Raw genomic sequence first — 25949 nt, forward strand, 5'->3', positions numbered from 1 at the left:
CTTTCATATTAACGAGTTGGACCAGATACATCTTCTGATTTCAACGTATTATTTGCACCAAGAGAATGATACAGCATCTTTCCATTTCCATTCACAGTTACAATATGTTCGTTATTAAAACTTTTGAACTTCACAGATCCATCACCGTAACGAATATGATACTCTTCATATGTCGTTACTTTATATTTCGTATCACTTTGACGCTCTACATTACGAACTTCCATCGTTAATAAGTCTTCTGTAATTCCTTTTTTGTGTAAATACTGTATATAATCACGGTCTTCCTTATACGATTTCCCGCTCTTATCATAATTATTTTCAATTAAACTAAAATCATTTAATGAAATTGCACGTACGTTATCATAAATATGATTTCTTACAAATTCGCCCACCGCTGAACTTGATGTTTCTTTCGGGAATTTTAAGTAATACGTGCTTTGGTCTCCAATTTTAACACTTTCAGATTTCATCACACCAAAATCAGTAGTTTTCTCTAAATGTACTTCTACTGTTTCATCTGTGGATACAGGACCAAGCTTATAACTTCCATAATTTAATTTTCCACGTTTTTTCCCGTTCACAAATACAGTTGCATCACTTTCATCAGAAGAAATGCTTACATACTTGCCTTCAAGCGATAAATCCACTTTCACCTTCTCGCTCTGTTCATCCGCTAGATCTACTTCTTTCTCTGTTTCTAATTCAGTCAGTTCTGTCTTCGCCGTTGCCTTTACAACATATGTACCTGGGAAGTATGGCCCCAACTCTTTCGAAGTTTTATCACTAGAAAGCTCTGTTTCTTTTTTGTCATTCACATATATCTCTGCATTTTTTGCAGTTGTACTAATGCTCATATAATAAGATTTCATGCTAAACTTATACTTTGGATATAAGAACCATTCTTTTCCCTCTTCTACTATTTCCCCGTCCTTAAATGAAGATTTATCTTTAGTTAACTTTTGATCTACTGTCTCTTTCTGTAAATAAGACAGTAATTGTTTGTTGTAAGAAGGATTCTCTTTTAAATAACGCATGTACGCTTTAATATCCTCTGTCTTAATCTTTAAGCTTGAATCATTCGCTTTTACAAACTCATCAATTGCATTAATATCTTTCTTTTGGAATGCTTCAATCATTACATTTACTTGCTTTTCTTTTGAAAACTTATATGCTCCAAATTTATATGCCCCAAATAATAATGCAGCAATAACAGCAAAACCAATGATCAAAAATAAATTTTTCTTACTTTTCACTGATTTTGTCTCGCTTTGTAATTCTGTATATGAAGCAGCAGTGTTATCAACGATTACTTCTACTTTACTCCCACACTCCGGACAAAAGTTCAAATGGTCTGCAACATTCTTTTTACATGTTCCACAAAACTTCAACGTGCTCTCCTCCTATTTTTTAGCTAATTTCATTCCAGCAAATGCTGCTACATATGTCACAATCAAGCTAAACAAAGTTAAATATATAAATGAATTTTGCATAGATAATACCGTTCCACTTGTTCCAAATAAACCTGTTACCGTTCCTGAAACATTAATTTGGAACTTAGAAATTATATTCATTACAATCATCATAATTGTGTAAGAACCACTGCATACCGCTAATGTAATATATATATTGGCGGTCGGTAATTTAGCTAACTTTCTTCCCGCTCTAAACATAAAGAACAATGGAATAATAAGCAGTAATAAACCATAATGGAATACATTATTCACTTTATCGAATTCTGCAAGGCTTTCCTCATTTGCTCCTTTTGAAATCAATATCTCTCTAAGCTCTACGCCATTTACAGAGACGCCTGATATAAATGAAAACGATAGTGTGCTCTCATATGTATTTGATTTCTTACCAATTCTAGTAAATTCTTTACTAAGTGCTGGACTTGATACTTCTAACGGCGCAAAATGAGCCATACTCCATAATTGAGGTGTTAACTCTAATGCTAATAATGTACTTTCAGATTTTAAAGTTGTTATTTCTTTTAATGGCTCAATACCGTCTTCCTTACTTACTAACGCCATAATACAAACCGCTACCGCTGTTACTAAAAGTCCTTTTATCATAGCTGAAACACCGTAATACACAGACGCTCCATATGGCATTAACTCTTGAAATGCTACTGCCATATTGTTTTTGCTTGTATGAGCAATAAATCCTAATAAGGTAAATAATGTCCCACATACAAAACCACTCAATAAACTCTTAATCGCTGAATAGCCAACCGTAATCTTACCTGCTTCTGAGAATGGAATTGCAAAAGATTGTGATGCTATAAAACTTATAATGAATAAAAAGACGCCATAAATAATACCAACTGTTGCTGCCATAAAGATTTGATCTTTAATCGTTTTCGCAACATGCTGTTTCCCTAACCAAATTCCTGTACCAACGAAAATAATAAATGGAATGATTAATAATAATGTAAATGGAGTATGCCAAGATAAAGAAAATATCAACCCACTATCATCGTTAGCTGTAAAACCAAGTAAATGGTAACTTAACATCGTAGAAGTTGCACTCGAATAAAAACTTGGCAACATTTCTAATTCTTTCGCAAATTTGCTAAACATCTCACTTAACATAGAAGCAAATAATAAACTACCAATCCAACCAGCAATTAACATGAGAATACTTGCAACAGCCCCACCAATAAAGCCTTTTTGTAAAACGGCTTTATCTGCTTTAAATTCAACTTTAGGAGCACCATCCATTGTAGGCAATTTTACAGATTGTTCTTTTTTCTTCACAACAGATAAAGAATACCCACACTTTTGACAATATAAATTTTTTTGAGCATTTTCACTGCCACAACCTTTGCAGTATTTTGCAGTATCTTTTTCTAATGTTACTGCATCTATAGCTCCTGCAATCTCCATACTACCTTCATTTGGGCAATAATTTACTTCTTCACCATGTTGTTTTCCACATGTGCGACAATACATTTAATTCACTCCCCACTTTGCTTAATTCCACAAACTGGACAGTAAGTAGAGTTTTTATCGATATGCTCATTACATGAAATACAATTTACCGTTTCACCTTCATTTTCTACTGCTAACATCGGGTTAGGTTTTCCACACGAACCACAAAACTTATCATTTATTGATAAAGGTCCACCACATTCACATGTAGCTTTTTCACCTTGTTGTTTTTGCAATTCAACAATGCGCTTTCTTGCTTGATAAATAGCTACATCAAATTCTTGAACTGGAGCAATCATTTCTTTTAAGCTCGCTTCATTTACTCCACTTCCTCTTAATTGAACATACACTTGCTGCCCAACCTCTAATAGAACCTCTGCTTTTTTCTGCATTTGCACTTGCATTCCCTTTTTCAATTGAGCAATTTCTTGTGCAACTTGCAACTTCATTTTCCCTTGTTCTATTCCTTCTTGTAACTTATTCATTCCACTACCTAACTTCGTCTGTAAATCTGACAAATTACTTCTCCTCCTATACGTATATATTCATATATGAAATTAACATTTTATATATTACCATGATTTTCAAGTTATGTAATCCAAATTTCATTTTTTCTGTTTTGAGCATTTTTTGTTTATAATGGTAAAGGAAAGAAATATGTGTACGGAGGAATATTATGCTGCAACACTCAATTACGAAAGATGAAATTATGATGATTGCGAATGAGTTCGTTCAAGGACTAGATCCACAGCAAACAGCTGATCAGGAACATGTCGCTACAGCTCGGCACCTATATCGTAGTGGTGTTGTCTACAACGTTGACTTTGATGGTTATACACTGTCAGGAACTGTAGATGCGGAAGGCAACGTATATAGCGTTCATATTCCGATTCGTAATGTCGCTGAAAGTTATTGTGATTGCTTCGCACCAACACAATGTGAGCATATGCTCGCTGTATTACTATCTGCAGCGTCTAGTTTCGGGCAAGTAGGAGATGTATTAACTTTATTTAAAAATAATACGAAACCTTCCCTTCCTCCTATTAGAACTGCAAGACAAGTATTGCAATCATCAGCTTTTGAAGAAACGGATTATAAAAGTTGGGAATCATATTTTGAAAAAGAATATGAATCATTTAAAAAAGAACAAGCTCGCCTTACTTATAAACAAATGTATTTTCTTATGAGTATCTTTACAGATTTCTATACGAAGCTTGAGCGGAAAGCTCCGCGCGTCATCGCCATACATGAATTATTCAGGTTACATGCAGCAATTTACTGCTTTCAAAAATTATTAGAAGAAATTCAGGCATTCGAAGCAAACAAAACGTATTCTTATCACCAACCTGTTAATGTCATTCGCCTATTTGTCGATAAAGTGGAATCCATCGTTCGGGACTTACAATCAGAAGCGATTCCTTCAAAGTCTGAAATAATTTTGCAAGAAACAGCTCGTCTCGTTCATGAAGTATTCTTCTCTACCGACGCTTATACGCAAGAGCGATTTTTCATTTATCGTCACATATGGAGTGAACTTTTAAACAATAAAGAGAACATACAAGAGGAAGAAAAACGAATCGATACGAAAATCAATCCACTATCCAAAGCATTAGCGTCTTCTCATCTTCTCTTTTTAAATGATGAAGATTTACTAGCGATGGACTTACTAAAGAAACAACCTGCTTCTGTTGTGAGTCTATACTTCTATTGGTTAGAAGAACTATTAAGTGCCATGCAATGGGATCGTGCAAAAAACTGGCTTTCCTTTACGTATAAACAAGTAAAGAAAACGATCCAAGATCACGAAAATACGATTTTCATAAAAGATATCGTTCGGCTATTTGTAATCATGTATGAAACATACGCAACACATACAAATGAACAAGCTGGTTTTGAAATGATTTTACAAGAACTATTACCGTATAGTTTCACAAACTACGAACAGTACGTACTCGCGAAAAAACAGTATCGCACATGGGCAGAGCTTCATCTCTTATATGGATTTGAGGCAATTGAACTGTTGAAAGAGCCACTGAAAGATATTGAAAAAGAAGCGCCAGAAGTGGCACTTCCTCTTTACCATCTTGCTGCTGTAGAGGCGATTGAAGAACGAAATCGTAAATCATATAAACGTGCAGTTCGTTACTTAAAGAAATTACGTACATTATATAAACGATTAAAACGCACCGATGAATGGGATGCTTTCATTATTCACATCGCCAATCTCCATTCACGTCTGCGTGCACTACAAGAGGAATTACGGAAAGGAAAATTAATCGATGATCAATCAAACTGAAGTAACAATTAGGCTCCAGCATGTTAGTCAAGGTTGGTTCCTTTGGGGAGAAGATGACAGCGGTACTCCATTATCCGTAACAAGTTGGAAACGAAATGCATTCACATGGCACTCCACTTCTTTCTACGGTACGTTTCTAAAAGAAGCAACCTTCGAAGGAAAACAAGGTGTGCTGCTAACAAATGCACAAGCCTTTGAATACATTGCAAACAAACCGATGAATTCCTTTGCACATATTCAAATAAACGGCACGATTACAGCACTTACGAAAGATGCAAATGAACTATGGGATGCCTTTACGAGTGGTAGTTTCGTACCAGATATGAATCATTGGCCTAAACAACCATCTTGGAAAGTTCAAAATACACCAATTGAAGATGACACATTAGCATCGCTTTTCTCAGCAGCAGTAAATGAAAGCATATTACAAGACAACCGCTCAAATGACGGCTGGGAAGATGCTAAAAGACTATATGAACATTATGACTTTACGAAAAGACAACTGGAAACAGCACTACATGAAGAAGATTGGCTTCGGAAAATTGGTTATATTGAAGATGATCTTCCGTTTACAATCGGACTAAGACTACAAGAACCACAAGAAGAATTTGAAATGTGGAAGCTTGAAACAATTGTGACACCAAAGCGCGGGGCGCATCGCATATATGTATATGAAAACATCGATTCCTTACCGAAAAGATGGCACGATTACGAAGAACGGATTACAGAAACACAAGAAGGTTTTAGTAAACTCATACCGTGGTTAAAAGAAGGAGATACGTTCCGAAATGAGCTCTTTGAAACAGAAGCGTGGAACTTCTTAACAGAAGCAAGCAATGAATTACTTGCAGCCGGTATTACAATTTTACTACCATCATGGTGGCAAAATTTAAAAGCAACAAAACCGAAATTACGTGTCCAGCTGAAGCAAAATACAGCACAAACACAATCGTTCTTCGGTATGAATACGCTCGTTAATTTTGATTGGCGCATTTCGACGAACGGCATTGATTTATCAGAAAGCGAATTTTTTGAACTCGTTGAACAAAATAAACGTCTATTTAATATAAATGGTCAATGGATGCGACTAGATCCAGCCTTTATCGAAGAAGTAAGGAAACTCATGAACCGTGCCGATAAATACGGACTAGAGATGAAAGATGTCCTGCAGCAACATTTATCAAATACGGCTGAAACAGAAATTGTAGAAGATGATAGTCCGTTTACTGATATTGAAATCGAACTAGATGGATATTATGAGGAACTATTCCAAAAGCTGCTTCATATTGGAGATATTCCAAAAGTAGATGTTCCTACTTCACTAAACGCAACACTTCGCCCGTATCAACAACACGGCATTGAATGGTTATTATATTTACGAAAACTTGGATTTGGAGCATTGCTAGCTGACGATATGGGACTCGGGAAAAGTATTCAAACAATCTCTTACTTACTATATATAAAAGAAAACAATCTCAAAACAGGCCCTGCATTAATCGTAGCGCCGACATCTGTTCTTGGAAATTGGCAAAAAGAATTTGAGCGTTTCGCACCGAATTTACGTGTTCAATTACATTACGGAAGTAATAGAGATAAGGGCAATTCTTTTGAAGATTTCCTTCAATCAGCAGATGTTGTATTAACATCTTATGCATTGGCTCAACTCGATGAGGAAGAACTAACTTCATTATGCTGGGATGCTGTTATTTTGGATGAAGCACAAAATATTAAGAACCCACATACGAAACAGTCGAAAGCAGTACGAAACTTGCAAGCAAATCACAAAATCGCTTTAACTGGTACACCGATGGAAAATCGCCTCGCTGAACTTTGGTCCATTTTCGACTTTATTAATCATGGATATCTCGGAAGCTTAGGGCAATTCCAACGCCGCTTCGTCACACCAATTGAAAAGGATCGTGATGAAGGAAAAATCCAGCAAGTTCAACGGTTTATCTCACCATTTTTACTGCGCCGAACGAAGAAAGATCAAACAGTCGCATTAAATTTACCAGATAAACAAGAACAAAAAGCTTACTGTCCTCTTACTGGTGAACAAGCTTCCTTATATGAACAACTTGTTCAAGATACACTACAAAATGTCGAAGGATTAAGCGGAATTGAAAGACGCGGCTTTATATTACTTATGCTGAACAAGCTAAAACAAATTTGTAATCATCCAGCTCTTTATTTAAAAGAAGAAGAGCCACAAAATGTCGTTGAACGCTCTATGAAAACAAAAACGTTAATGGAGCTCATAGAAAATATAAAAGATCAAAATGAAAGTTGCCTCATCTTCACTCAATATATCGGCATGGGGAACATGCTAAAACGTGTGCTAGAAGAAAAATTCGGCCAGCGTGTCCTCTTCTTAAACGGTAGTGTACCGAAAAAAGATCGCGACAAGATGATTGAGGAGTTCCAAAACGGAACGTATGACATTTTCATCTTATCCTTAAAAGCTGGCGGAACAGGATTAAACTTAACCGCTGCCAACCATGTCATTCACTACGATCGTTGGTGGAATCCAGCTGTGGAAAATCAAGCAACAGACCGCGCATATCGCATTGGTCAAAAACGATTTGTTCATGTTCACAAACTCATTACAACAGGAACATTAGAAGAAAAAATTGATGAAATGCTAGAAAGAAAACAATCTCTAAACAATGCGGTCATCACAAGCGATAGTTGGATGACTGAACTATCAACAGACGAACTAAAAGAATTACTCGGTGTATAAAGTGAAACTTTAATTAGGCCAATCACGTAGAGTTTTACTACCCGCAAAAAAAAGCGCTAATCTCGAAATGAGATTAGCGCTTTTTTCTATTCCAAAACCAATTACTTATTATAATCCCCGTTAACCCGCCGCACGTATCAAGCAATGAATCTTGCCACATTGGTGTACGGTCTCCCGTATACCATTGGTGAATTTCATCAAATGTTGCATAACCGGCAACGAAAAGAAGGGCATATATAAAACATCTTTTCCTCGAATGACCTGATCGATGAAAAGCGTAATAAATCAATGAACCTAGCATAAAGAACACCATAAAATGAGCACCTTTACGAAGGAAAAACTCAATAAATCCGCCTACCCCTTTATTCGCAATACTAACAGGGGTTCCTCCACCATAATCAATAGATACCCATGAAAAATGCTCTTTCACAAATTCAACATTTACATATTGTTCAATATCTGAACGCATATCCTGCTTTTTATATGGTTGTGCCGAAGAATAGAAAATCAGCCCCATCCATAGTAATACAGGAATCCAAAATAACCATTTACGATTCATTATCCAGAATTCTCCTCTCTTAATCTTTTAAGGGTACCAAAAAAAAGAAAAAATTTCACGCCAAAACATGACATTTGTACCCTATTTATAAAGTGAAAGGAGGTGATACACATGGCAATTGAAACAATCGTAATGGATTTAACTTTACGTCTTGTCTTAAACAACGGATTAGATAAGAACGGTAAAACAGTTTTCAAGAGCAAACAATTTAAACGTGTTAAAACAAACGCGAGCTTAGATCAAGTACACAACGTAGCTCATGCTCTAGCTTCCTTACAAGCATCACCACTTCACGCTGTGCAACTTGTAAGCACATCAGATCTTTCTAAACTATAAAGTAAAACTCGGATTAGTGGGGATTTTATTCATCCCCGCTGATTATTAGACCACAATTTAACCGGCAGACCCGAATCCCGTAAATAGCTTGATAAATACAAAGGAGGGAATAACACATGCAAGTACTAGAGTTGATTTTCGCGAAAGAAGATGGAAAAACAGTCGTTTTTTCTATCGATACGCCCATCACACCAATCGATGCACAAGTCGTAAATCAAGTAATGGATACAATCCTTGCCTCATCTGTATTTTCATCCATTGATGAAAATACACGAAAAAAGGGAGCTCGCCTTGTAGAAAAAAATGTATCTGAAGTTCCAATTACTCTATAAAATTAAAAAGACGAATCTGCATCATTTTGCAGATTCGTCTTTTTTCTTCGGCATTTCAATCGGAATAAAAATCTTTGAGAAACCGACGCATACGTACTTATAATGTTCTTCACCTATATCAAACTCAGTCGTATATGTTGAGAAGAATATATAATCATTTCGCTTCGTATAATGATCAATTAATAACCCAACTTGTGGCTCAACATACTTTTTCGCTAACTTTTTACCGGCCGATGCCAAGTCGCCAAGGAGACCCTCTTCATTCTCTTTTTGAACTTCATCTAGCTTCTTACTCACATCATTACGCTTCATAAACTGCTTCGCTGCCCATTCTGTATATTCGCCCTTACTCGGATTACTGTTTGCTAAATATACTAGGAGAACGACAACTAAAGCCATAATAATATACTTTTTCTTCATACTATATCACCGCCTACTCTTTTCTATTTTCATATATATGTACAAGCGATGCAAATTAGAAAGACTATCACCTATTGATTGTAAACGAATAGACAAAATTTACAATATGAAATAGAATATTAACAGTAAATTTACTTAATTTATATATAATTATATTCGGAATAAAAATTATAAGGGAGGATATAGAATTATGGATAATGAAAACAACATTTTTATTTCTAGTTCTACAATGATGCTTGAACCATGTAAACACCCTTATTACCGCACAAAAATTATCGACAGTAGCGGGAACCATCTTTACTCCTGTCAAACTGCTCTCCAACTTATACAGAAATCTTGTCTAACAAATATTCATTCTACTTATCAAGGGAGACGTAATGCCGTAAAAACAAAATTTAAATTCAAACAAAACGTTCCAATTCCGATCAATCATAGAGAATATATTTGTGCTTTCCCAACAGAATCTCCTGCTTCTCCAAATTGCATTTGGCTTTTCTTCAAACATGTTCATACAATAGAGTTTTTCAAAAAAGCTAAACAAGCTAAAATTCATTTTTCAAATGGAGCTACCGTAACGATACAAATTAGTCCCCATAAGTTAAGCCAGCAATTATGGAAAGCTGGATATGTATTATCCCAAATGAACATGCAAGATTCATCACCTTAATAACAAATAGAATGGAAGGTAGTATTTCCTTACCTTCCATTCTATTTTCTATTTTTATCCTTTTACACTATCCCGCATTTTCTCGATTGCTTGCCGATACATCCATCTTACTTGATAATATGTCATTTCCGTCTCTAAAGCGATTTCTCCCATCGTCTTCCCTACAAAAAAACGTTCAAAAATAATATACTTCTCCTTCTCGTCTAACACACTCATAAAATCCTTCACTCTTATTTCAACATCTTCAAAATGAAAGATATCCTCATACTCTCCTACACATACACACCTCTCCTGCACTGCGAACTCTTTCTTCAATCTCTCTAATATATAACCTCGCACCGTTACAACTGCATATGCGGGAAAACTCCCTTTCTCTGCATCATACCTTTCATACGCATACCAAAGACCAATTAAACCACATTGATAATACTCTTCATAATCTTTACGAATACCTAATTTCTTTATTTGATTTACAATCATACCTTCATACAAAACAACTGCCTCTTTAAAAGTCGCTGGCTTCACACAGTACCCGTTTCTAAAAGGTATACCTTTCTAGTATTCCGCGGTACCTTCACAATATAAAAATAAAGAAAAGATTTCATTGTGAGTAATTTTAAATACTACCGATGGAATTTGAAATTACACTAGATAGTATTTGAAATTTTGTTGGTGGTATTTGAAATAGGGGTAAAAATAAAAAAGGTGACTCTCTTGAAGAGTCACCTTTTTAAAATAATATGTTATGCACCAAAGCCGCTTACTAAACCTCTTACAACGCCTAATGCAATTGTTAGGATAAAGAAGATTACAATTAAAATCGTAGCTTGTTTCTTACTTAAACCAGCTACAATGTGTAAGCCTAGTCCTGTTAGAATGAGGCTCCAAATATTAAAAATTTCAATTGAAGAGGCAATTCCATGTGCTACTGTCCCTTGTTCAAATAAAGGAGCTAAACTTGTATAAACATCAGTGCCATTTCCATCAAAAATAAAGCCTAATCCTGCATTTAACAACCCGCCGATATAATAAACAAGATTAGCATATAAGTAAATCGATAATATTTTCATGTATGGTGTATCATTGCTCATAAACATCATAATAATTTTATAAAAACCTGCCGCAATAAAGAGACCTATAGGTGTTCCTAATAGACCAACAAGTGCGCCTCCACCAAGGGTAAATCCTTTTACCATTGCCCCTGCTTCACCATTTAATTCTTTTGCCAATTCTGGAGTACTAATTAATGTTAAGTAAGACACTGCTGTTGCTATAATCGTTCCTAATATAACAAATAAGACAAATGCCCCCCAAACCGGACTTTTCGTCTTCATTCTCTCAAACTGCTCACCTGGAGAAGTAATCATTCCAAATAATGATGGCTTTTTTGAAACTACATCTTGCGTATTAATATTAGCTTCCATTATAACGCCTCCTTCTATTTATATAACCCGTTCTAACGGGCGGTTCACTTCCTCATATAGAGGCTACGAACCGCCCACTAGAACGGTAATGTGTAGTTCTACTACACTATTAATTACTCATAACGCAATGCTTCAATTGGATCTAATTTCGCAGCTTTATTTGCTGGAATTAATCCGAAAATAATACCGAGTGTCATCGAGAACAGTACGCCTCCAACGACAACTTCCCACGAAACGAGCGGTGGCCATTTTGCGAATGTAGAAACGATATATGCTCCGCCATACCCAAGACCAATTCCGATTAAACCACCTAAAAGTGTTAACATAACAGCTTCAATTAAAAACTGTAATAAAATTTTACTACGCGTTGCTCCAAGCGCTTTACGTATCCCAATTTCGCGCGTACGCTCCGTTACAGATACGAGCATGATATTCATAACACCAATACCACCAACGACTAATGAAATACCAGCGATACCACCGATAATCATCGTCATGATGCTAGTTACTTTAGAAACATTTTCTTGGAGTTCTTTTAAATTCACCAGTTCATATTTACCTGGGATTTCACTTGGCTTACGACTATTTAATACATCAACAGCTCGTTTCCCTGCTGCTTCTAAATTGTCTACATTTTTAGCTTGAATTGCGATATTTTGAATATCATCTGTCCCATATAAAACAGGCCATAACGTAAGAGGAATTAACGCTTCTTCCATTTCAAATCCCATAAATTCATTATCTGATGTATACACACCAATAATTTGCATTGGCTGTCCCTTCATCTCAATAATTTGTCCAACTGGGTTTACGTCCTTAAATAACGTTTCCTCTGTTTTTGTGCTAATCATCACAACGTTATTCGCGTGAGAAATATCTGATTCATTTAAGGAGCGGCCCTTTACAACCTTTACTTTATTAACCGCAAAATATTCATTATCAAGTCCAATAACATTCAGCCTTGCTTTTTTATCATTTACATCAAGTGTCTCTGTTGTCGAATTTGTTGTAATAACGTGTGAAACATCTTTCACTTGTTTTACTTCCAAAATATCCTCTTCCGTTAACTTCGGTATTTCAAATCCACCTATAGCAAATTCATCATTAATATCTGCTTTAAATTGAATTGGCATAAGGTTATTACCACCAGAACCTGCGAATTTTGATTTCAACATCGCTTCCCCGCCTTGCCCAATTGCAACGACAGTAATAATCGAACCTACCCCGATAATAATACCCAGCATCGTAAGAGCTGAACGCAGTTTATGAGCTAAAATAGAAGATAAGGCAATTTTTATACTATCTAGTAAACTCATACCGCACACCTTCTATCTTCTGTAACTTTCCCGTCTCGCAGTACAATGCGGCGGGAAGAATACGCTGCCACTTCCTCTTCATGCGTAACCATAACAATCGTCGTACCTTCTGCATTAAGCTTCGTGAAAATATTCATAACTTGCTCACCAGACTTCGTATCAAGTGCACCAGTCGGTTCATCGGCCATAATAAACGTTGGATTATTTGCAATCGCTCTTGCAATCGCTACACGCTGCTTCTGTCCACCTGATAACTCATTTGGTAAATGATGCACGCGATCTGCCAATCCAACTTTACCTAGCGCCTCCAAAGCACGCTTGCGACGCTCTGCTTTCTTCACGCCACCGTATACGAGCGGAAGCTCAACATTTTCCACTGCTGAAAGACGAGGCAGTAAATTAAAATGCTGGAATACAAAGCCAATATATTCATTACGAATTAAAGCAAGCTTTGACTCGTCTGCTGTTAAGATATTCACGTCATTCAGCATATATTCGCCTTCTGTTGGACGATCTAAACAACCGATAATATTCATAAGCGTCGACTTACCAGAGCCAGACGGTCCCATAATCGAAACGAACTCACCGCTCTGAATCGTTAAACTAATACCGTGCAAAATCGGCACTGCCAACTTTCCTTGATAATACGTTTTAGCAATATTATTTAACGTAATCATTTCTCTTTCACTTCCATTCCGTCATACACATCGTCGGAAGGATTTTTAACCACCTTTTGCCCCACTGTTACGCCTTCTACAACCTCTGTCCAGTCCCCATCAGTAGAACCTTTTTTCACATTTTGTTTACGAAGCTTACCTTTATCCTCAACATAAACAAATGCATCATCGCCTTTTGCTACAATACTCTTACTTGGGACAGCAATCATCTTCTTATTCTCTAAGTTTACTTGCAGAGAAACGTGGTAACCTGGAGATAAACCGTCTTGGCTATCAAGACTTGCTTTATATGTATATTGAGACATATTTTGAGTTGCTTCACCCATGCCGCCAGCTTGCGCCATCTCTGCACTTGTTGGGAACTCACTTACCTCTGTAATCTTACCTGTCCACTTCTTCTTATTATTTGCTTTCGCCGTTACAGTGAATGTTTGATCTTTTTGAATTTGTGACTTCTGAAGCTCAGTTAACGTACCTTGAACTTGAAATGGATCTTTAGAAGCTACTTGTAAAAACGCTTTTCCTTGACCACCTAACGCTTGAGATGAGCTTTGTGCCGCATCTTTATCTAACTTTTGAACAACACCAGCGAAATTACTATAAATCGTAAGTTCTTTCTGCTTCTTACTTAACTCTTCTTTCTGCAACTTTCCTTTTTCTTTCTCAAGGTCAATTGTTTTTTGCCCTATCTCTAACTCGTTTACTTGCTCGTCCATCGGATCTGTTACTTCTTTCCCAGCTCCGCTATCTTTCGCCTTCTTAATTTCTTTCTTCAACGAATCAATCTTCTTTTTCCCTTGATCGTAACGCATATCCGCCATCTTCTGATCAAGCTCAGCTTGCTTCATTTGAAGATTAATCTCTTCATTATCATAAGAGAATAACTTCGTACCTTTTTCTACCTCTTGCCCTTCTTTTACCTCAATATCTTTCACTTTCCCTTTGGCCGGATCTGCATAGAAGCTTTCAATATTGCCAGGCTTCACCTGACCAGAAATTAACTTCGTATTATTCAGCTTACGCTCTGTCACTTTCTCAAAACTTACAGCATCAGCATTTGTTGATGCACCCTTCTTCTTACCTTGCATAACAAAAATATTAATTGCCGCTACAATAACAATTAGTGCAATAACCCCAATAATAATCCATTTCTTCTTCTTGTTTGGAGTACGAACCGTATTTGGTAACATATTCTCGCTCCCTTTTATAACTTAATAGTTTAATATAAAAATTGTATAAAACTTTCTGAAAATAGATTACATATTATTACATTATTTTTACAAAGTTTTACACATCCATTTATATTGTAACAAAAATTCCAATGATTAGAAATATGACATTATATCTTTTAAGATAGATTTAAGGAAAGGAAAAAGGATAATTTAAATTGAATTTTCAAGTACTTTTTATATGAATGTAAGCCATCTTTTATTAATAAACTTCTTACCAAGATAAATTATTAAAATCATTTTTGTCATATATATTTGACATTTCATCTATTCAATTATAAAATGTCACATATAAATGACATTTCGGTACACGAGGTCTACAACCATCAATGGGAGGGTTATATTTGAATAACGTTAAACAATATCGAAAATCTGAAGGGCTATCGCAACTAGAGTTAGCTAAAAAAGTTAACGTGGCGAGACAGACAATAAATTTAATTGAAAACAATAAATATAATCCCTCTTTAGCCTTATGTATCGAATTAGCAAAAGCACTAAAAACAGATTTAAATAGTCTATTTTGGGAGGGAGATTAAATGATGAAAATTGAATGGAAAGAAAGAGTTTATAATAGTTTTGTTGGAACACTAAGTGAGAGAGATGAATATCAAAAACAAGAAATCAATAAAGAGTTATCTGTAGCTGGAATTGGTTTATGGTGGTTAAATATGTTGGTAATGCTTATTATGTTACTTGTTGATACTATGAACCACACAATATCTATAGGAACTATATTTATTTTTCTATCTAATATGATTTACGCTAATTATTTAGCCTTTAAATTCAAGAAAAAAGGTTTAAGTGATACTGAATGTGCAACAAAAGAAGAATATTTACAACACAAGAAAAAATTAAGAAAAGCTGGCTTAAAAGCAGGTGTGCTTTGGGGCTTTCAAATGTTTGTTTTTATGAATTATATCCTTCCCTATGTAGGTTCAGAGGAAATCTCTATTTCTTTATTTAAGGTTGTAATTTTCATGTGTGGCGGCGGATTTTTCGGTATAACCATGTATCTATTTGGTTTATGGAATCTAAAAAAATTATATTAATTAACAAAAATCATTTATATATTAAACTGCAATTTTTCATACTGTTTGTTTTTTCTAATATAAAAGCTATCCAATCACACACAATTGGATAGCTTTTCAAACAAAATATTACGCTACTTTAGGATCTTTTCTCTCATGTCCACGTTGAACAATAAATAAGAAGATTGTTGATAAAACCGCACCTGTTAATAGTAAGATGAAACAACCATCCCAGCCAGAACTATCAACAATAACACCAATTGCTGCGTTAGCTACAAGACTTCCGCCTACATAACCGAATAGACCACACATACCAACTGTCGTACCTACTGCAAATTTCGGTACTAATTCCATCGCACTTAAACCGATTAAGAACTGTGGTACATAAATTAAACAACCGATAATAGAAACTGCAATACTTACAACAAGTACGCTAGTTGCTTGCCAATATATAAACGTACCAATAACAACTCCAACCATACTAATAATACATAATGGCATACGTTTTCCTTTAAATAATTTATCACTTAAAAAGCCAACGATTAATGAACTTGGAATTGCCATACCTTCAAAGATTGCATATGCCGCATGCGCTTCTGCTTTTGAAAATCCTTTAACTGTCGTTAAATAAAGTGGAACCCAGTTAATAACACCGAAACGAATTAAATAAACAAAAGCATTCGCAATACATAAGAACCATACAAATTTATTTTTCACTACATACTTCATTAAAATTTCTTTTGGTGACATCTTGTTAGCATTATCTGCTTTTTCAAGATTTTCATAGTCATTACGATACTCATCAATTGGAGGAAGACCTTCAGATTCTGGTGTATCCTTCGCATTGATCCAAACAAGTACTGCAATTACCATTGCGATAATCGCTGGGAAAATAAACACGCCACCTTGCCAATGATTTTCACCGAAAATACCTACACCAATTCCGACAAGTGGTGGCACAAGCATTCCACCAACGTTATGTGAAATATTCCAAAGACCTGTTTTCGTACCGCGTTCTTTCTTCGAGAACCATTTCGTCATAACAATACTACAAGGTGGTGCTCCCATACCTTGTACAATACCGTTAACAACAAGTAATGTAACAATCATCCCAAATGATGATGCAAAGCCGAAACAAATATTTACAAGCCCTGATAAGAATAAACCGACTGCGATAAAGCGCTGGGCGAAAGCTTTATCTGATAAATTCCCCATAAAGAACTTACTAAATCCATAAACAATTGCCATTACTGAACCTAGTAGACCAATTTCAGCTGTACTAAAACCATATTCTTGTACTAAATACGTACTTGATAACGTAAAGTTACTACGAACTAAATAATAAGCAGCATATCCAACTGAAATCCCGATTAACACACGAATACGTAGTAATCGATATACACGATCGATCATATCCGCTGGCAATCTTTCAATTGCAGGTGCTGGCTTGAGCCATTTAAACATATATTTCCGTCTCCTTTTCTCACTTCAGAGAGAGACGCTGTCTATTCCATATCTCGATTATTCCGCTATTTGATATATTTTGGTTCGTCCTTCTAACCGGCTGTCCTTCTATTTCTTTCTCATTCTTCGCAAACATCGTTGGTACGCCAAACGACACTTTTTCTAAAATATGCCCCGCTTCTTCTGATAAACAATAATCAATAAATAAATCCGCAATAATACCACTCGGTGCACGTTTTAGTTTAGAAATCGCATTAACAGATAACCCTGTTTGCTCAGGTTCGTTACTTAAAATCGGAAAGCCTTGTTTTTGAAGCATTCTCTGATCTCCCATAAAGTTGATGCCTATCATATATTCACCGCTCGCAACAAGTTCTGCTGGGATGTAACCATTCACTGTAACTTCTCCAACTTGTTCTGCCAGATTCTTCACATATCCCTTCGCTTCCTCTTCACCTAACGTATCAATAAGTGATTGGAAAAACGTATATGCTGTACCTGAAACATTTGGATCGGGCATGACAATCTTTCCTTTATATACTGGATTCAATAAATCTTTCCATCTTAACGGATACGAGAGACCAAGCGGCGCTATTTCCTCGTTCCACCGCTCTTTATTAATCGCAATTGCCAGCTTCTCCACTTCATAACCGTACCAATAACCATCTTTATCTTTAACAGTTTTTGAAATACGATTTGCATGTTGGCTTATCACAGGAATAGAAAGATTTTTTTGCTTCATCATTTGGTGCGCATCTACTGTACCGCCAATAATAATATCCGCCTTCGGATTTCCAGCTTCTTCTTCCACTCTACGAAGAAGTTCTTCTGTTGAAAGACGAATAAATTCATACGTACATCCACGTGGTTTACAAAATGATGAAAGTAACGCTTCACCAACTTCCTCACGAGCCGCCACATACGCAACAATATGACGATCATCCAAAATAGGGAGACCATTTTTACTATATTTAATAGAGGTTGTATCTCGAGAGCAACTAGACATCGCTCCTCCAATTACTAGCAAAAAGAAGAAAAAGGCTATCTTTCTCATGACGCATTCTCCTTTACGAATAACTCTGCTAGAGAGCCTTTCATATACATGACATTCCCGTTATTATCACCGAGATATTGCACAACAAAGTACGATGGATACACAGAAATCGTAAGAATATCTTCACGATCATTCTTTACACGCTTACCTGTTTTATAAGCTGTAATATAAGCAATCGGTTCATTCTGCGATTGTAATAACTTCTGAATCTCTCCGTAATCTGTAATTTGCTTTGCGTATCGAATAGAATCAAGTATGTGCGTAAGATTGATAGTACGTACCACATCGCCTTGACGTACTACGACATCCTTTGCTGAAGCAAAGAAATCACTAATACGCTCTGGCGTGTAATACAGGCTTAATAAATACGTTTGAAGTGCTGAAATCATCGGATCCATGCCATTCTTTCCGTATACATTTTCCCCATACTGGAACAAGTCACCTACTGCAAAAGTACGCTTATGTCCATTCAAGTACGTTACTTCTCCAGTAAATACTTGTTCTTGGCTCTTAACGTCCCCTGGCTCTATTCGAATTCGGTCAAAGAATGAAACAATCGTATGCAAACGAACTTCATCCGTTACAACAATTTCTCCCCACTTTTCATGTCTTACTTTCACTTCAATTGGAAGAGATTCATTCACCCTTTGTAAAACGGCTTGTTTATCATTTACAATGTTGATTCGATTATAGATTTGCTTCTCCATAACATAAAACAAAACAAGAGAAACAATCATACAAATGACAAACATAAGAATTTGAAATGATAGCCTTTTCATTTCTGCCTACCTCCAAGATAAAAAAACGTTGTTTCGAAAATACCGCATAATTGTTTCATAAATGTATCATTTAACCGCTTTCAAGTTTTTTATGTCTTCCATCCTTCTCGGAAGCAAAAATGTAATGAATATTGTAGTACCTACTTCTTCACTACTCTCAATCCGCATGCTTCCGCCCTGCTTATTCATAATTTCCTGACAAATATACAAACCATAACCATTCCCATAACTAGAAGGAAGTGCCTTTCCTTTCGGAGACTCATTCCACTCTGCAAGCACCACTTCATCTATACCGATCCCATCATCATGAACAAAAACCTTCGCCTCATGCTCATTTACAATTACATTCATACGAATGTGAGAAGCATCACTATACTTAATTGCATTATCAAGCACATTTAAGAAAATTTGCTTCGTCTTATCAAAATCCGCAACAACATGTACATCCGTTAACTCATTTATCACTTCAATTTCAAATTGATTTAGGCGAGGTTTCACAATTGAAATTGCTTCTTCTGCCAATTCCTTTATATTCACAACTGTAGGAGACACTTCAAACGTACTCTTCCCATATTTCGAGGACTTAAGCAGTTCCTCTACAAGTGATAATAAACGCTCACTTTCCACAGCCACATAACGAAGACTTTCCTGTACATCTTCTTTTGATTGTAACTTCGGAATTAAATCAACATAACCGATAATTGCCGTTAGCGGTGTTTTTAACTCATGCGTAATGCGGTCTAGGAAATCTTTCTGCTTCTCTTTCTCCTCCTGCAATTGCTTAATATGCAGTTCAATTCCATCAGCCATCGCGTTAAAAGATGCGGAAAGCTGAGCGATTTCCACGTACTCATTTAACTCAATCTTACTCTTATAATCACCATTCGCGAGCCTCTGTGCCATTTGTCTCAACTGATCAATTGGTTTATGCAGAGACTTCGCTAAACGAATCGCAAAGAAAATACCGGTAGCTACTAAACAAAGAGACGTCATTAAGAACGTCCAGCTCACATTTGTTAAAACTTCCTTCTCACCCGTTAACTCATTTATAAAACGAATACTTCCAATGACATCGTTTCCATAATATACTGGGCTTGAAAACAAAAGAATAGGAGCTGGATCCGCCTCCTCAAAAACGTAAGACTTCTTTCCCTTCAAAGAACTTTCAATGTCGATGTTACGGTGGAGCAATGCTCCTTTTTGTGTATCTGCAACAACATCGCCATTCTTCCCAATCATCTGCACACGGACATCCATACGCTTCGCTAAATACGACGCAATTAAAAGTGAATTCGGACCAAGCGTATCCACTTCTGCTTCCTTCTCTAAATAATTCATCGTATAAATTTGTGCTTCTACACTTAACTTTTCTAAAGAATCTGCTGCGTTATGATACATATTCTTTTCTAACGTAATATAAACAACTGCATATAAAAGAACAAAAATCGGAATTAACAGCCCAACTATTCCAAACACCATATTTCGCTTTAAAGACATACCATCACCACTTAACAATCCAGTTTATAGCCAACGCCATAAATTGTCTTAATATATTCCCCGCTCGTCCCAAGCTTCTTTCGAAGTCTCTGCACCATAATATCAACTGCTCTCGTATTTCCGATATACTCAAATCCCCATACTTTCTCAAGCAACTCATCCCTCATAAACACACGCTGCGGATTTGAAACAAATAACTGACATAAATTAAACTCTCGGTACGTTAACTGAATCTCTTGTCCACTCACATGTACCTTTCTTTCCTTAGGACAAATCACTATCTCTCCAGCCTCAATTACTTCATGACTTACAGCCGCCTCCGTCTTCTTTACACGCCGCGCCATATTCTTAACCCGAAGAATAAGCTCCGCATAATTAAACGGCTTCGTCACATAATCATCAGCACCAAGCTGCAAGCCAAGCAACTTATCATTCATCTGACTCTTTGCTGTTAACATAAGCACCGGAATATCCCTATCCCTCTCACGGAACAAACGAAGCAACTCATACCCATCCGTATCCGGAAGCATAACATCCAAAATCAATACATCCGGTCCTTCATTCCATCGCTCTAAAGCTTCTCTCCCATCAGCCGCTGCCAATACTTCATAACCTTCCATCTCCAACTGCATCCGAATCAAATTACGAATACTCGATTCATCATCAACCACAAGTATTTTCATCATTCTCCTCCTTCCACCACGTATTATAGTACAGTTTAGTATAGCAAAAATCTTATAAAAAAAGAGAGGGTATTGTCGAACATATTTTGTCGACGATACCCTCTCCCCTTTTATTATTTAGCTACAAAATAATCCGTTACATATTGTGCCCAAACTTCATGACCTTTAGCAGTTGGGAAACCAAACTCTTCTTTTAAGTATGGTAGGATAGCCTTTGTCGATGCATCCGGCCATGCTCCCCAATGATCAATATATGTATAATTATTTTGCGTCGCAAATTGTTTTAATGCTTCAATCGCTTTCGGATAATTTTTCGCACCATACACTGGATTTGATGGTTGAATCATAATCGTAGCGCCCTTTGCACTAGTAGAAAGTGCTTGAACGAACTTCTGTGTACTCGCAACAGAGTTCCCATTACCAGTTTTACCGTTATCAGTAATAAATGGCGGCTCAAATAAAATCACATCTGGATTCTCTTTCGCAATCTCTTTATCACGCTTATTCGCAATTAACTCTTCTGTGCTTTCACCCTTATATTCCTTTACAGTCACATTCCATAAACCTTTACCGTAAGCAGTTTCTAAATTAGACGTTAACTTAGCTGCCCAAGCACCTTTTTCAGATGAAGAAGCTTCATCACCAACAATAATAAGGTTTACTGCCTTTTTATCCTCAGCAGCTTTCTTTAACTTCTCTTTCACTGCATCTGGCAAATTCTTCGCGTATGCCTCATTAAAAGATGACTTCGCATCTTGTTTTTTCTCTTCTTTTTTCTCTTCTTTCTTTGCTCCGCTATCTTTCACTTCAGCTTTTGTTTTCGTTACTTCACTCGTTTGTCCCGTTGCATTTGCAACTTTCTTATTCCAGTACAATTTACCGCTCACAATCGAAGCAACAAACAATACAAAAACAACAAGGACAAGTACTGCTTTCTTATTCATCGATTCACCTCATCTATTAATCTCACAATATATAATACTAATATAAATTCACGCAAAAATAAACCCAACTCCTTCCAAAGGAGTTGGGTTATTACATACTACTTAGTCACTTCAAGATGCGCTCTTAATTTATTCGTTAAATCTTGTTTTGCAGCATCTGGAACATAGTAGTACCAAATACCATCAGCCGCTATGTGGCCGTCACCTGGGATTTGGATATCTTCACTATTCTGCAGACAATCTTTATAATTCTTTTGCATATCAAACATTTGATCTTGCGTTAAGTTTGTTTTCACGTTCTTTTGGATTGCTGTTAATACATCACCATAACTTGCTAGCGAAGAGAAGCTTGCGCCTTTCTTAATAACAGCCTGCATCACTTGGCGTTGACGCATTTGGCGACCAAAGTCACCTCGTGGGTCTTCTTTACGCATACGTGTGAATGCTAGAGCTTGGTCACCTGTTAAGTGGATATTTCCCTTTTGGAAGTGCTTTCCTTCTAGAGAAAACTCTAAATCATTATTAACATCTACACCGCCTACTGCATCGACAATGTCTTTAAATCCTTCCATGTTCACTTCAATATAATAATTAATAGGAACATTTAAGAACTTTTCTACAGTTGCGACAGACATGTCTACGCCACCAAATGCATAAGCATGGTTGATTTTATCACTTTTTCCTTTTCCAACGATTTCTGTGTATGTATCACGAGGGATACTTACTGTTTTCATTGAATTATTTTTTGGATTTAACGTGATGACCATTAATGAATCTGAACGACCTTTATCTTTACCGCGCTCATCTGCACCTAATAATAGAATTGAAACAGGTTCAGATTTATTGATTTTTTCTTCTTGTTTATTATCTTGATCGCGTTTTAATGGTTTATGAACTTCATCTAATGTTTTTGAAACCGAAGAATATATATTATAAGCGTAAACCCCTCCACCTATAATTAGTACCCCTATGATTCCTAATATCCAAAATAGGATTTTCTTTTTCATTGCTATAGACCTCTTCTTTCCATTATTCCGAACTATTTTTCAGATAATACAAATACTAACTTAGTCTACTATACTATGATTAATATTCTCTAACTAATATATCATCTTTTACACACTAGGCTGTTAATTATTTGATTTTATAATAATCTACATACCAATTAACAAATTCTTGTAAACCTTTTTCAATGGATGTTTCAGGTTTAAATTCAACAGCTTTCTGCAATAAATCCGTTGATGCATAAGTAGCTGGTACATCCCCAGGTTTAATAGGTTCAAACTCCTTTTTAAATTCTACCGCTCTTCCTAAGGAGTTACTTAGCGCTTTCTCTAACGCTTTAATAAATATCATCAACTTTTCAGGATTATTATTACCAATATTAAATACCTTATGCTTTACATCTTCTATAGGAGGATTATTTAAAAGACGTTGGATCCCTTCAACAATATCATCTATATAGGTAAAATCGCGATATAAGTCGTTTTCAAAATCTCCATTATTAAAAATCTTAATCGATTCACCAGCAAAATACTTATCAGTAAATCCAAAGTAAGCCATATCTGGACGTCCCATAGGGCCATACACCGTAAAGAAGCGAAGTCCAGTAGCAGGAATTTTGTACAAGTGACTATACGTATGTGCCATTAATTCATTTGATTTCTTAGTAGATGCATAAAGTGATACTGGATTGTCTACAAAATCTGTTTCCTCAAATGGCACCTTTTTATTAGCACCGTAAACAGAACTAGATGATGCATATACAAGATGATCTACTGGGTAATGTCTACAAGCTTCTAAGATATTATAGAAGCCTATAATATTACTTTGAATATATACATCTGGATTTTCAATCGAGTATCTTACACCTGCTTGTGCAGCTAAATTCACGACAATATTTGGCTTGTACTCCTCAAAGAGCTTAATAACTATATCCTTATCGGAAATATCGCCTTTAATAAAGGTGAAGTTCTCACATGGCTTAAGTTGCTCTAAACGAGCATATTTGAGATTCACATCATAATAATCATTTACATTATCAATACCTATTACTTTGCAACCTTGCTCTAATAATTTTTTAGATAAAAAATATCCTATAAAACCAGCTGCTCCAGTAATAAGATATGTTTTACTATTATCTAGAGACTTGTATTTCAACTTCATTCAACTCCTTAATACGATCTCTATTTGTTGATTTTCTACCTACAGAATGGTATTCTACGCCCGCTTCCTGCATTGACCGAACATCATAAATATTTCTTCCATCATAAATTAGTGGTGTTCTCATTAACTTTTTATACATCTCTGGAGTTAGTGCCTTCACTTCTCCCCACTCTGTGAAGATAAAACAAACATTTGCCCCTTCTAAAGCTTGTTCAATATCTGTAACATATGTTATATTTCCTTTTTTATTTCTTCCCTCTGGATACACTTTTGCAAAATTATTTGCACCAACTGGATCAAAAGCATAAATGTCTGCACCTTGCTCTAATAATAAAGGGATATTTTCAAGAGATGCAGCTTCTCTTAAATCATCTGTACCCGGTTTAAATGTTAAACCTAATACCGCTACTTTAAGACCGTTAAAAGTAATTAACCTTTGACTTGCTTTTTTGTATAATAAAGTCTTTTGATTTTTATTTACATCAATAGCAGCTTTTACCGTTTTTAACTCGTAACCATTTTGTCTCGCTAAATATTCTAATGCCTTAGTATCTTTTGGGAAACATGATCCACCAAATCCAATACCTGCATTTAAAAATTTACTTCCAATACGATCATCAAAACTCATACCTTTTGCCACATCTTGAATGTCCGCACCAACTAACTCACAAAGGTTTGCAATATCATTCATATAAGAAATCTTAAGAGCTAAGAAATCGTTAGAGGCATACTTAATCATTTCAGCTGATCTTCGGTTTACTGAAACGATAGGTAAATGAAATGGTTTATAAAGATTCATTAATACCTCTTCAGCCCATTTACTTTCTGTACCGATAACAATCCTTTCTGCATATAACGTATCATGAACAGCAGAACCTTGAGCTAAAAATTCTGGATTTGATGCTACTTCAACTTTCACATTATTAACTAAAAAGTCTTGAATAAACTGCTCCACCTTATCATTTGTTCCAATTGGAACAGTTGATTTTACAACGACAAGGCAATCTTTTTCTACACTTTCAGCAATTTGTTTTGCTACAGTTGCAATATATGAAAGATTTGCAGAACCATCCGCTTGTTCTGGAGTTCCAACTCCAATAAAGATAGCATCTGCGTCTTTATAAGCCGACTTATAATCTGTTGTATAATTAATTCTACCAGTAGCATAATTTTTCTGCATTAATCCCTCTAAATCAGCCTCATAGATTGGTGAAACTCCTGATTTCATTAATTCTACTTTTTTTTCATCAATATCAACACAAGTTACTTGATGTCCTACTTCAGCAAAGCATATACCAGCTACTAGGCCAACATATCCTGTTCCCGCTACGGCTATTTTGTACATAATTGCACCATCCTTTATCCCTTTTTTACAAGTTAAACTTGAGAAATTATACAAAATCAAAAT

General features: G+C 35.9%; 26 protein-coding genes. 7 read left to right on the forward strand and 19 right to left on the reverse strand.

The window, feature by feature from the left end:
• Nucleotides 1-8: 8 nt before the first annotated feature.
• From AB6801_RS13705 to AB6801_RS13715, 3 genes are read right to left on the reverse strand one after another with little or no spacing between them, the layout of a single operon-like run.
• Nucleotides 9-1388 (reverse strand): zinc ribbon domain-containing protein, encoded by a 1380-nt coding sequence (locus tag AB6801_RS13705; RefSeq protein ID WP_000666899.1) that lies wholly within the window; start codon nt 1386-1388, stop codon nt 9-11.
• Nucleotides 1389-1400: 12 nt separating this feature from the next.
• The gene (locus tag AB6801_RS13710; protein WP_000271642.1) at nt 1401-2951 is read right to left on the reverse strand and encodes a zinc ribbon domain-containing protein; all 1551 of its coding nucleotides are present in this window, start codon (nt 2949-2951) and stop codon (nt 1401-1403) included.
• A gap of 5 nt (nt 2952-2956) precedes the next feature.
• The gene (locus AB6801_RS13715) at nt 2957-3448 is read right to left on the reverse strand and encodes a zinc ribbon domain-containing protein (protein ID WP_001281753.1); all 492 of its coding nucleotides are present in this window, start codon (nt 3446-3448) and stop codon (nt 2957-2959) included.
• Nucleotides 3449-3606: 158 nt separating this feature from the next.
• On the opposite strand from AB6801_RS13715, the gene AB6801_RS13720 reads away from it, so the two are divergent.
• A complete protein-coding gene (locus AB6801_RS13720; protein ID WP_000939137.1) occupies nt 3607-5226 on the forward strand; it encodes an SWIM zinc finger family protein in 1620 nt (539 codons plus the stop codon).
• The gene (locus tag AB6801_RS13725) at nt 5210-7966 is read left to right on the forward strand and encodes a DEAD/DEAH box helicase (RefSeq protein WP_000610111.1); all 2757 of its coding nucleotides are present in this window, start codon (nt 5210-5212) and stop codon (nt 7964-7966) included. Before AB6801_RS13720 ends, AB6801_RS13725 begins: the two co-directional genes overlap by 17 nt.
• A 73-nt stretch (nt 7967-8039) precedes the next feature.
• Here the strand turns inward: AB6801_RS13725 and AB6801_RS13730 are convergent, their stop codons facing one another.
• Entirely contained in the window at nt 8040-8525 is a 486-nt protein-coding gene (locus AB6801_RS13730) for a VanZ family protein (RefSeq protein WP_001080707.1), read from the reverse strand.
• A gap of 111 nt (nt 8526-8636) precedes the next feature.
• Here AB6801_RS13730 and AB6801_RS13735 point away from each other — a divergent pair, with 111 nt between their 5' ends.
• Together AB6801_RS13735 and AB6801_RS13740 are read left to right on the forward strand one after the other, a co-directional pair.
• On the forward strand, nt 8637-8861 hold the full coding sequence (locus AB6801_RS13735; protein ID WP_000963861.1) for a DUF1659 domain-containing protein: 225 nt from the start codon (nt 8637-8639) through the stop codon (nt 8859-8861).
• Between the two features lie 116 nt (nt 8862-8977).
• Complete coding sequence (locus AB6801_RS13740) at nt 8978-9193, forward strand: DUF2922 domain-containing protein (RefSeq protein ID WP_001197593.1); 216 nt, start codon at nt 8978-8980, stop codon at nt 9191-9193.
• A gap of 21 nt (nt 9194-9214) precedes the next feature.
• Here the strand turns inward: AB6801_RS13740 and AB6801_RS13745 are convergent, their stop codons facing one another.
• Nucleotides 9215-9613 (reverse strand): DUF4359 domain-containing protein, encoded by a 399-nt coding sequence (locus tag AB6801_RS13745; RefSeq protein WP_000731405.1) that lies wholly within the window; start codon nt 9611-9613, stop codon nt 9215-9217.
• A gap of 190 nt (nt 9614-9803) precedes the next feature.
• Here AB6801_RS13745 and AB6801_RS13750 point away from each other — a divergent pair, with 190 nt between their 5' ends.
• A complete protein-coding gene (locus AB6801_RS13750; protein ID WP_000368309.1) occupies nt 9804-10280 on the forward strand; it encodes a competence protein ComK in 477 nt (158 codons plus the stop codon).
• Between the two features lie 54 nt (nt 10281-10334).
• Here the strand turns inward: AB6801_RS13750 and AB6801_RS13755 are convergent, their stop codons facing one another.
• The 5 genes from AB6801_RS13755 to AB6801_RS13775 all read right to left on the reverse strand — a co-directional run bounded on the left by AB6801_RS13755 (nt 10335) and on the right by AB6801_RS13775 (nt 14887).
• Nucleotides 10335-10805 carry a sigma-70 family RNA polymerase sigma factor gene (locus AB6801_RS13755; protein ID WP_002197020.1) on the reverse strand — a complete coding sequence of 157 codons (471 nt, stop codon included), beginning with the start codon at nt 10803-10805 and terminating at the stop codon, nt 10335-10337.
• 218 nt (nt 10806-11023) lie between these two features.
• Nucleotides 11024-11704 (reverse strand): YknW family membrane protein, encoded by a 681-nt coding sequence (yknW, locus tag AB6801_RS13760; RefSeq protein ID WP_061655211.1) that lies wholly within the window; start codon nt 11702-11704, stop codon nt 11024-11026.
• A gap of 113 nt (nt 11705-11817) precedes the next feature.
• Complete coding sequence (locus AB6801_RS13765; RefSeq protein ID WP_000054354.1) at nt 11818-13020, reverse strand: ABC transporter permease; 1203 nt, start codon at nt 13018-13020, stop codon at nt 11818-11820.
• The gene (locus tag AB6801_RS13770) at nt 13017-13697 is read right to left on the reverse strand and encodes an ABC transporter ATP-binding protein (protein WP_000631626.1); all 681 of its coding nucleotides are present in this window, start codon (nt 13695-13697) and stop codon (nt 13017-13019) included. Before AB6801_RS13770 ends, AB6801_RS13765 begins: the two co-directional genes overlap by 4 nt.
• On the reverse strand, nt 13694-14887 hold the full coding sequence (locus AB6801_RS13775; RefSeq protein ID WP_000937316.1) for an efflux RND transporter periplasmic adaptor subunit: 1194 nt from the start codon (nt 14885-14887) through the stop codon (nt 13694-13696). The genes AB6801_RS13770 and AB6801_RS13775 overlap by 4 nt, the downstream gene beginning before the upstream one ends.
• Nucleotides 14888-15270: 383 nt before the next feature.
• Here AB6801_RS13775 and AB6801_RS13780 point away from each other — a divergent pair, with 383 nt between their 5' ends.
• Both AB6801_RS13780 and AB6801_RS13785 read left to right on the forward strand, forming a co-directional pair.
• Nucleotides 15271-15462 (forward strand): helix-turn-helix transcriptional regulator, encoded by a 192-nt coding sequence (locus AB6801_RS13780; RefSeq protein ID WP_001067016.1) that lies wholly within the window; start codon nt 15271-15273, stop codon nt 15460-15462.
• Nucleotides 15463-15975, forward strand: coding sequence for a DUF3278 domain-containing protein (locus AB6801_RS13785; RefSeq protein ID WP_098869184.1), 513 nt, complete (start codon nt 15463-15465; stop codon nt 15973-15975).
• A gap of 108 nt (nt 15976-16083) precedes the next feature.
• On the opposite strand, the gene pgtP is transcribed toward AB6801_RS13785, so the two are convergent.
• The 9 genes from pgtP to AB6801_RS13830 form a co-directional block, all read right to left on the reverse strand.
• Nucleotides 16084-17418, reverse strand: coding sequence for an MFS transporter (gene pgtP / locus AB6801_RS13790; RefSeq protein ID WP_000477602.1), 1335 nt, complete (start codon nt 17416-17418; stop codon nt 16084-16086).
• A gap of 19 nt (nt 17419-17437) precedes the next feature.
• Complete coding sequence (locus AB6801_RS13795) at nt 17438-18472, reverse strand: ABC transporter substrate-binding protein (RefSeq protein WP_001225645.1); 1035 nt, start codon at nt 18470-18472, stop codon at nt 17438-17440.
• Nucleotides 18469-19251: a DUF3919 family protein gene (locus AB6801_RS13800; RefSeq protein ID WP_000826624.1), complete on the reverse strand. Its 783-nt coding sequence runs from the start codon at nt 19249-19251 to the stop codon at nt 18469-18471. The genes AB6801_RS13795 and AB6801_RS13800 overlap by 4 nt, the downstream gene beginning before the upstream one ends.
• 66 nt (nt 19252-19317) lie before the next feature.
• The gene (locus AB6801_RS13805) at nt 19318-20748 is read right to left on the reverse strand and encodes a HAMP domain-containing sensor histidine kinase (RefSeq protein ID WP_098869182.1); all 1431 of its coding nucleotides are present in this window, start codon (nt 20746-20748) and stop codon (nt 19318-19320) included.
• An 11-nt stretch (nt 20749-20759) separates the two neighbouring features.
• On the reverse strand, nt 20760-21431 hold the full coding sequence (locus tag AB6801_RS13810) for a response regulator transcription factor (protein WP_000699553.1): 672 nt from the start codon (nt 21429-21431) through the stop codon (nt 20760-20762).
• Between the two features lie 113 nt (nt 21432-21544).
• Nucleotides 21545-22375, reverse strand: coding sequence for an SGNH/GDSL hydrolase family protein (locus tag AB6801_RS13815; protein ID WP_370941090.1), 831 nt, complete (start codon nt 22373-22375; stop codon nt 21545-21547).
• Nucleotides 22376-22473: 98 nt separating this feature from the next.
• Complete coding sequence (tagU, locus tag AB6801_RS13820; protein WP_016118919.1) at nt 22474-23382, reverse strand: polyisoprenyl-teichoic acid--peptidoglycan teichoic acid transferase TagU; 909 nt, start codon at nt 23380-23382, stop codon at nt 22474-22476.
• Nucleotides 23383-23509: 127 nt separating this feature from the next.
• Nucleotides 23510-24535, reverse strand: coding sequence for a GDP-mannose 4,6-dehydratase (locus AB6801_RS13825; protein WP_033694300.1), 1026 nt, complete (start codon nt 24533-24535; stop codon nt 23510-23512).
• Nucleotides 24513-25886, reverse strand: a complete 1374-nt coding sequence (locus AB6801_RS13830) for a UDP-glucose dehydrogenase family protein (RefSeq protein WP_370941091.1) — start codon at nt 25884-25886, stop codon at nt 24513-24515. The genes AB6801_RS13825 and AB6801_RS13830 overlap by 23 nt, the downstream gene beginning before the upstream one ends.
• Nucleotides 25887-25949: the final 63 nt, after the last annotated feature.

The organism is Bacillus sp. RCC_6_1 (assembly GCF_041360755.1).
Classification (GTDB): Bacteria; Bacillota; Bacilli; order Bacillales; family Bacillaceae_G; genus Bacillus_A; species Bacillus_A cereus.

Excerpts from the sequence above, each read along its gene's own strand:
- AB6801_RS13765 (WP_000054354.1), bottom strand. The coding sequence starts at position 13,020 with ATGAGTTTACTAGATAGTATAAAAATTGCCTTATCTTCTATTTTAGCT.
- AB6801_RS13830 (WP_370941091.1), bottom strand. The coding sequence starts at position 25,886 with ATGTACAAAATAGCCGTAGCGGGAACAGGATATGTTGGCCTAGTAGCT.
- AB6801_RS13735 (WP_000963861.1), top strand. The coding sequence starts at position 8,637 with ATGGCAATTGAAACAATCGTAATGGATTTAACTTTACGTCTTGTCTTA.
- AB6801_RS13805 (WP_098869182.1), bottom strand. The coding sequence starts at position 20,748 with ATGTCTTTAAAGCGAAATATGGTGTTTGGAATAGTTGGGCTGTTAATT.
- AB6801_RS13730 (WP_001080707.1), bottom strand. The coding sequence starts at position 8,525 with ATGAATCGTAAATGGTTATTTTGGATTCCTGTATTACTATGGATGGGG.
- pgtP (WP_000477602.1), bottom strand. The coding sequence starts at position 17,418 with ATGTTTAAATGGCTCAAGCCAGCACCTGCAATTGAAAGATTGCCAGCG.
- AB6801_RS13810 (WP_000699553.1), bottom strand. The coding sequence starts at position 21,431 with ATGAAAATACTTGTGGTTGATGATGAATCGAGTATTCGTAATTTGATT.
- yknW (WP_061655211.1), bottom strand. The coding sequence starts at position 11,704 with ATGGAAGCTAATATTAATACGCAAGATGTAGTTTCAAAAAAGCCATCA.
- AB6801_RS13770 (WP_000631626.1), bottom strand. The coding sequence starts at position 13,697 with ATGATTACGTTAAATAATATTGCTAAAACGTATTATCAAGGAAAGTTG.
- AB6801_RS13785 (WP_098869184.1), top strand. The coding sequence starts at position 15,463 with ATGATGAAAATTGAATGGAAAGAAAGAGTTTATAATAGTTTTGTTGGA.
- AB6801_RS13750 (WP_000368309.1), top strand. The coding sequence starts at position 9,804 with ATGGATAATGAAAACAACATTTTTATTTCTAGTTCTACAATGATGCTT.
- AB6801_RS13740 (WP_001197593.1), top strand. The coding sequence starts at position 8,978 with ATGCAAGTACTAGAGTTGATTTTCGCGAAAGAAGATGGAAAAACAGTC.
- AB6801_RS13720 (WP_000939137.1), top strand. The coding sequence starts at position 3,607 with ATGCTGCAACACTCAATTACGAAAGATGAAATTATGATGATTGCGAAT.
- AB6801_RS13815 (WP_370941090.1), bottom strand. The coding sequence starts at position 22,375 with ATGAATAAGAAAGCAGTACTTGTCCTTGTTGTTTTTGTATTGTTTGTT.
- AB6801_RS13710 (WP_000271642.1), bottom strand. The coding sequence starts at position 2,951 with ATGTATTGTCGCACATGTGGAAAACAACATGGTGAAGAAGTAAATTAT.
- AB6801_RS13745 (WP_000731405.1), bottom strand. The coding sequence starts at position 9,613 with ATGAAGAAAAAGTATATTATTATGGCTTTAGTTGTCGTTCTCCTAGTA.
- AB6801_RS13775 (WP_000937316.1), bottom strand. The coding sequence starts at position 14,887 with ATGTTACCAAATACGGTTCGTACTCCAAACAAGAAGAAGAAATGGATT.
- AB6801_RS13725 (WP_000610111.1), top strand. The coding sequence starts at position 5,210 with ATGATCAATCAAACTGAAGTAACAATTAGGCTCCAGCATGTTAGTCAA.
- AB6801_RS13795 (WP_001225645.1), bottom strand. The coding sequence starts at position 18,472 with ATGAGAAAGATAGCCTTTTTCTTCTTTTTGCTAGTAATTGGAGGAGCG.
- AB6801_RS13800 (WP_000826624.1), bottom strand. The coding sequence starts at position 19,251 with ATGAAAAGGCTATCATTTCAAATTCTTATGTTTGTCATTTGTATGATT.
- tagU (WP_016118919.1), bottom strand. The coding sequence starts at position 23,382 with ATGAAAAAGAAAATCCTATTTTGGATATTAGGAATCATAGGGGTACTA.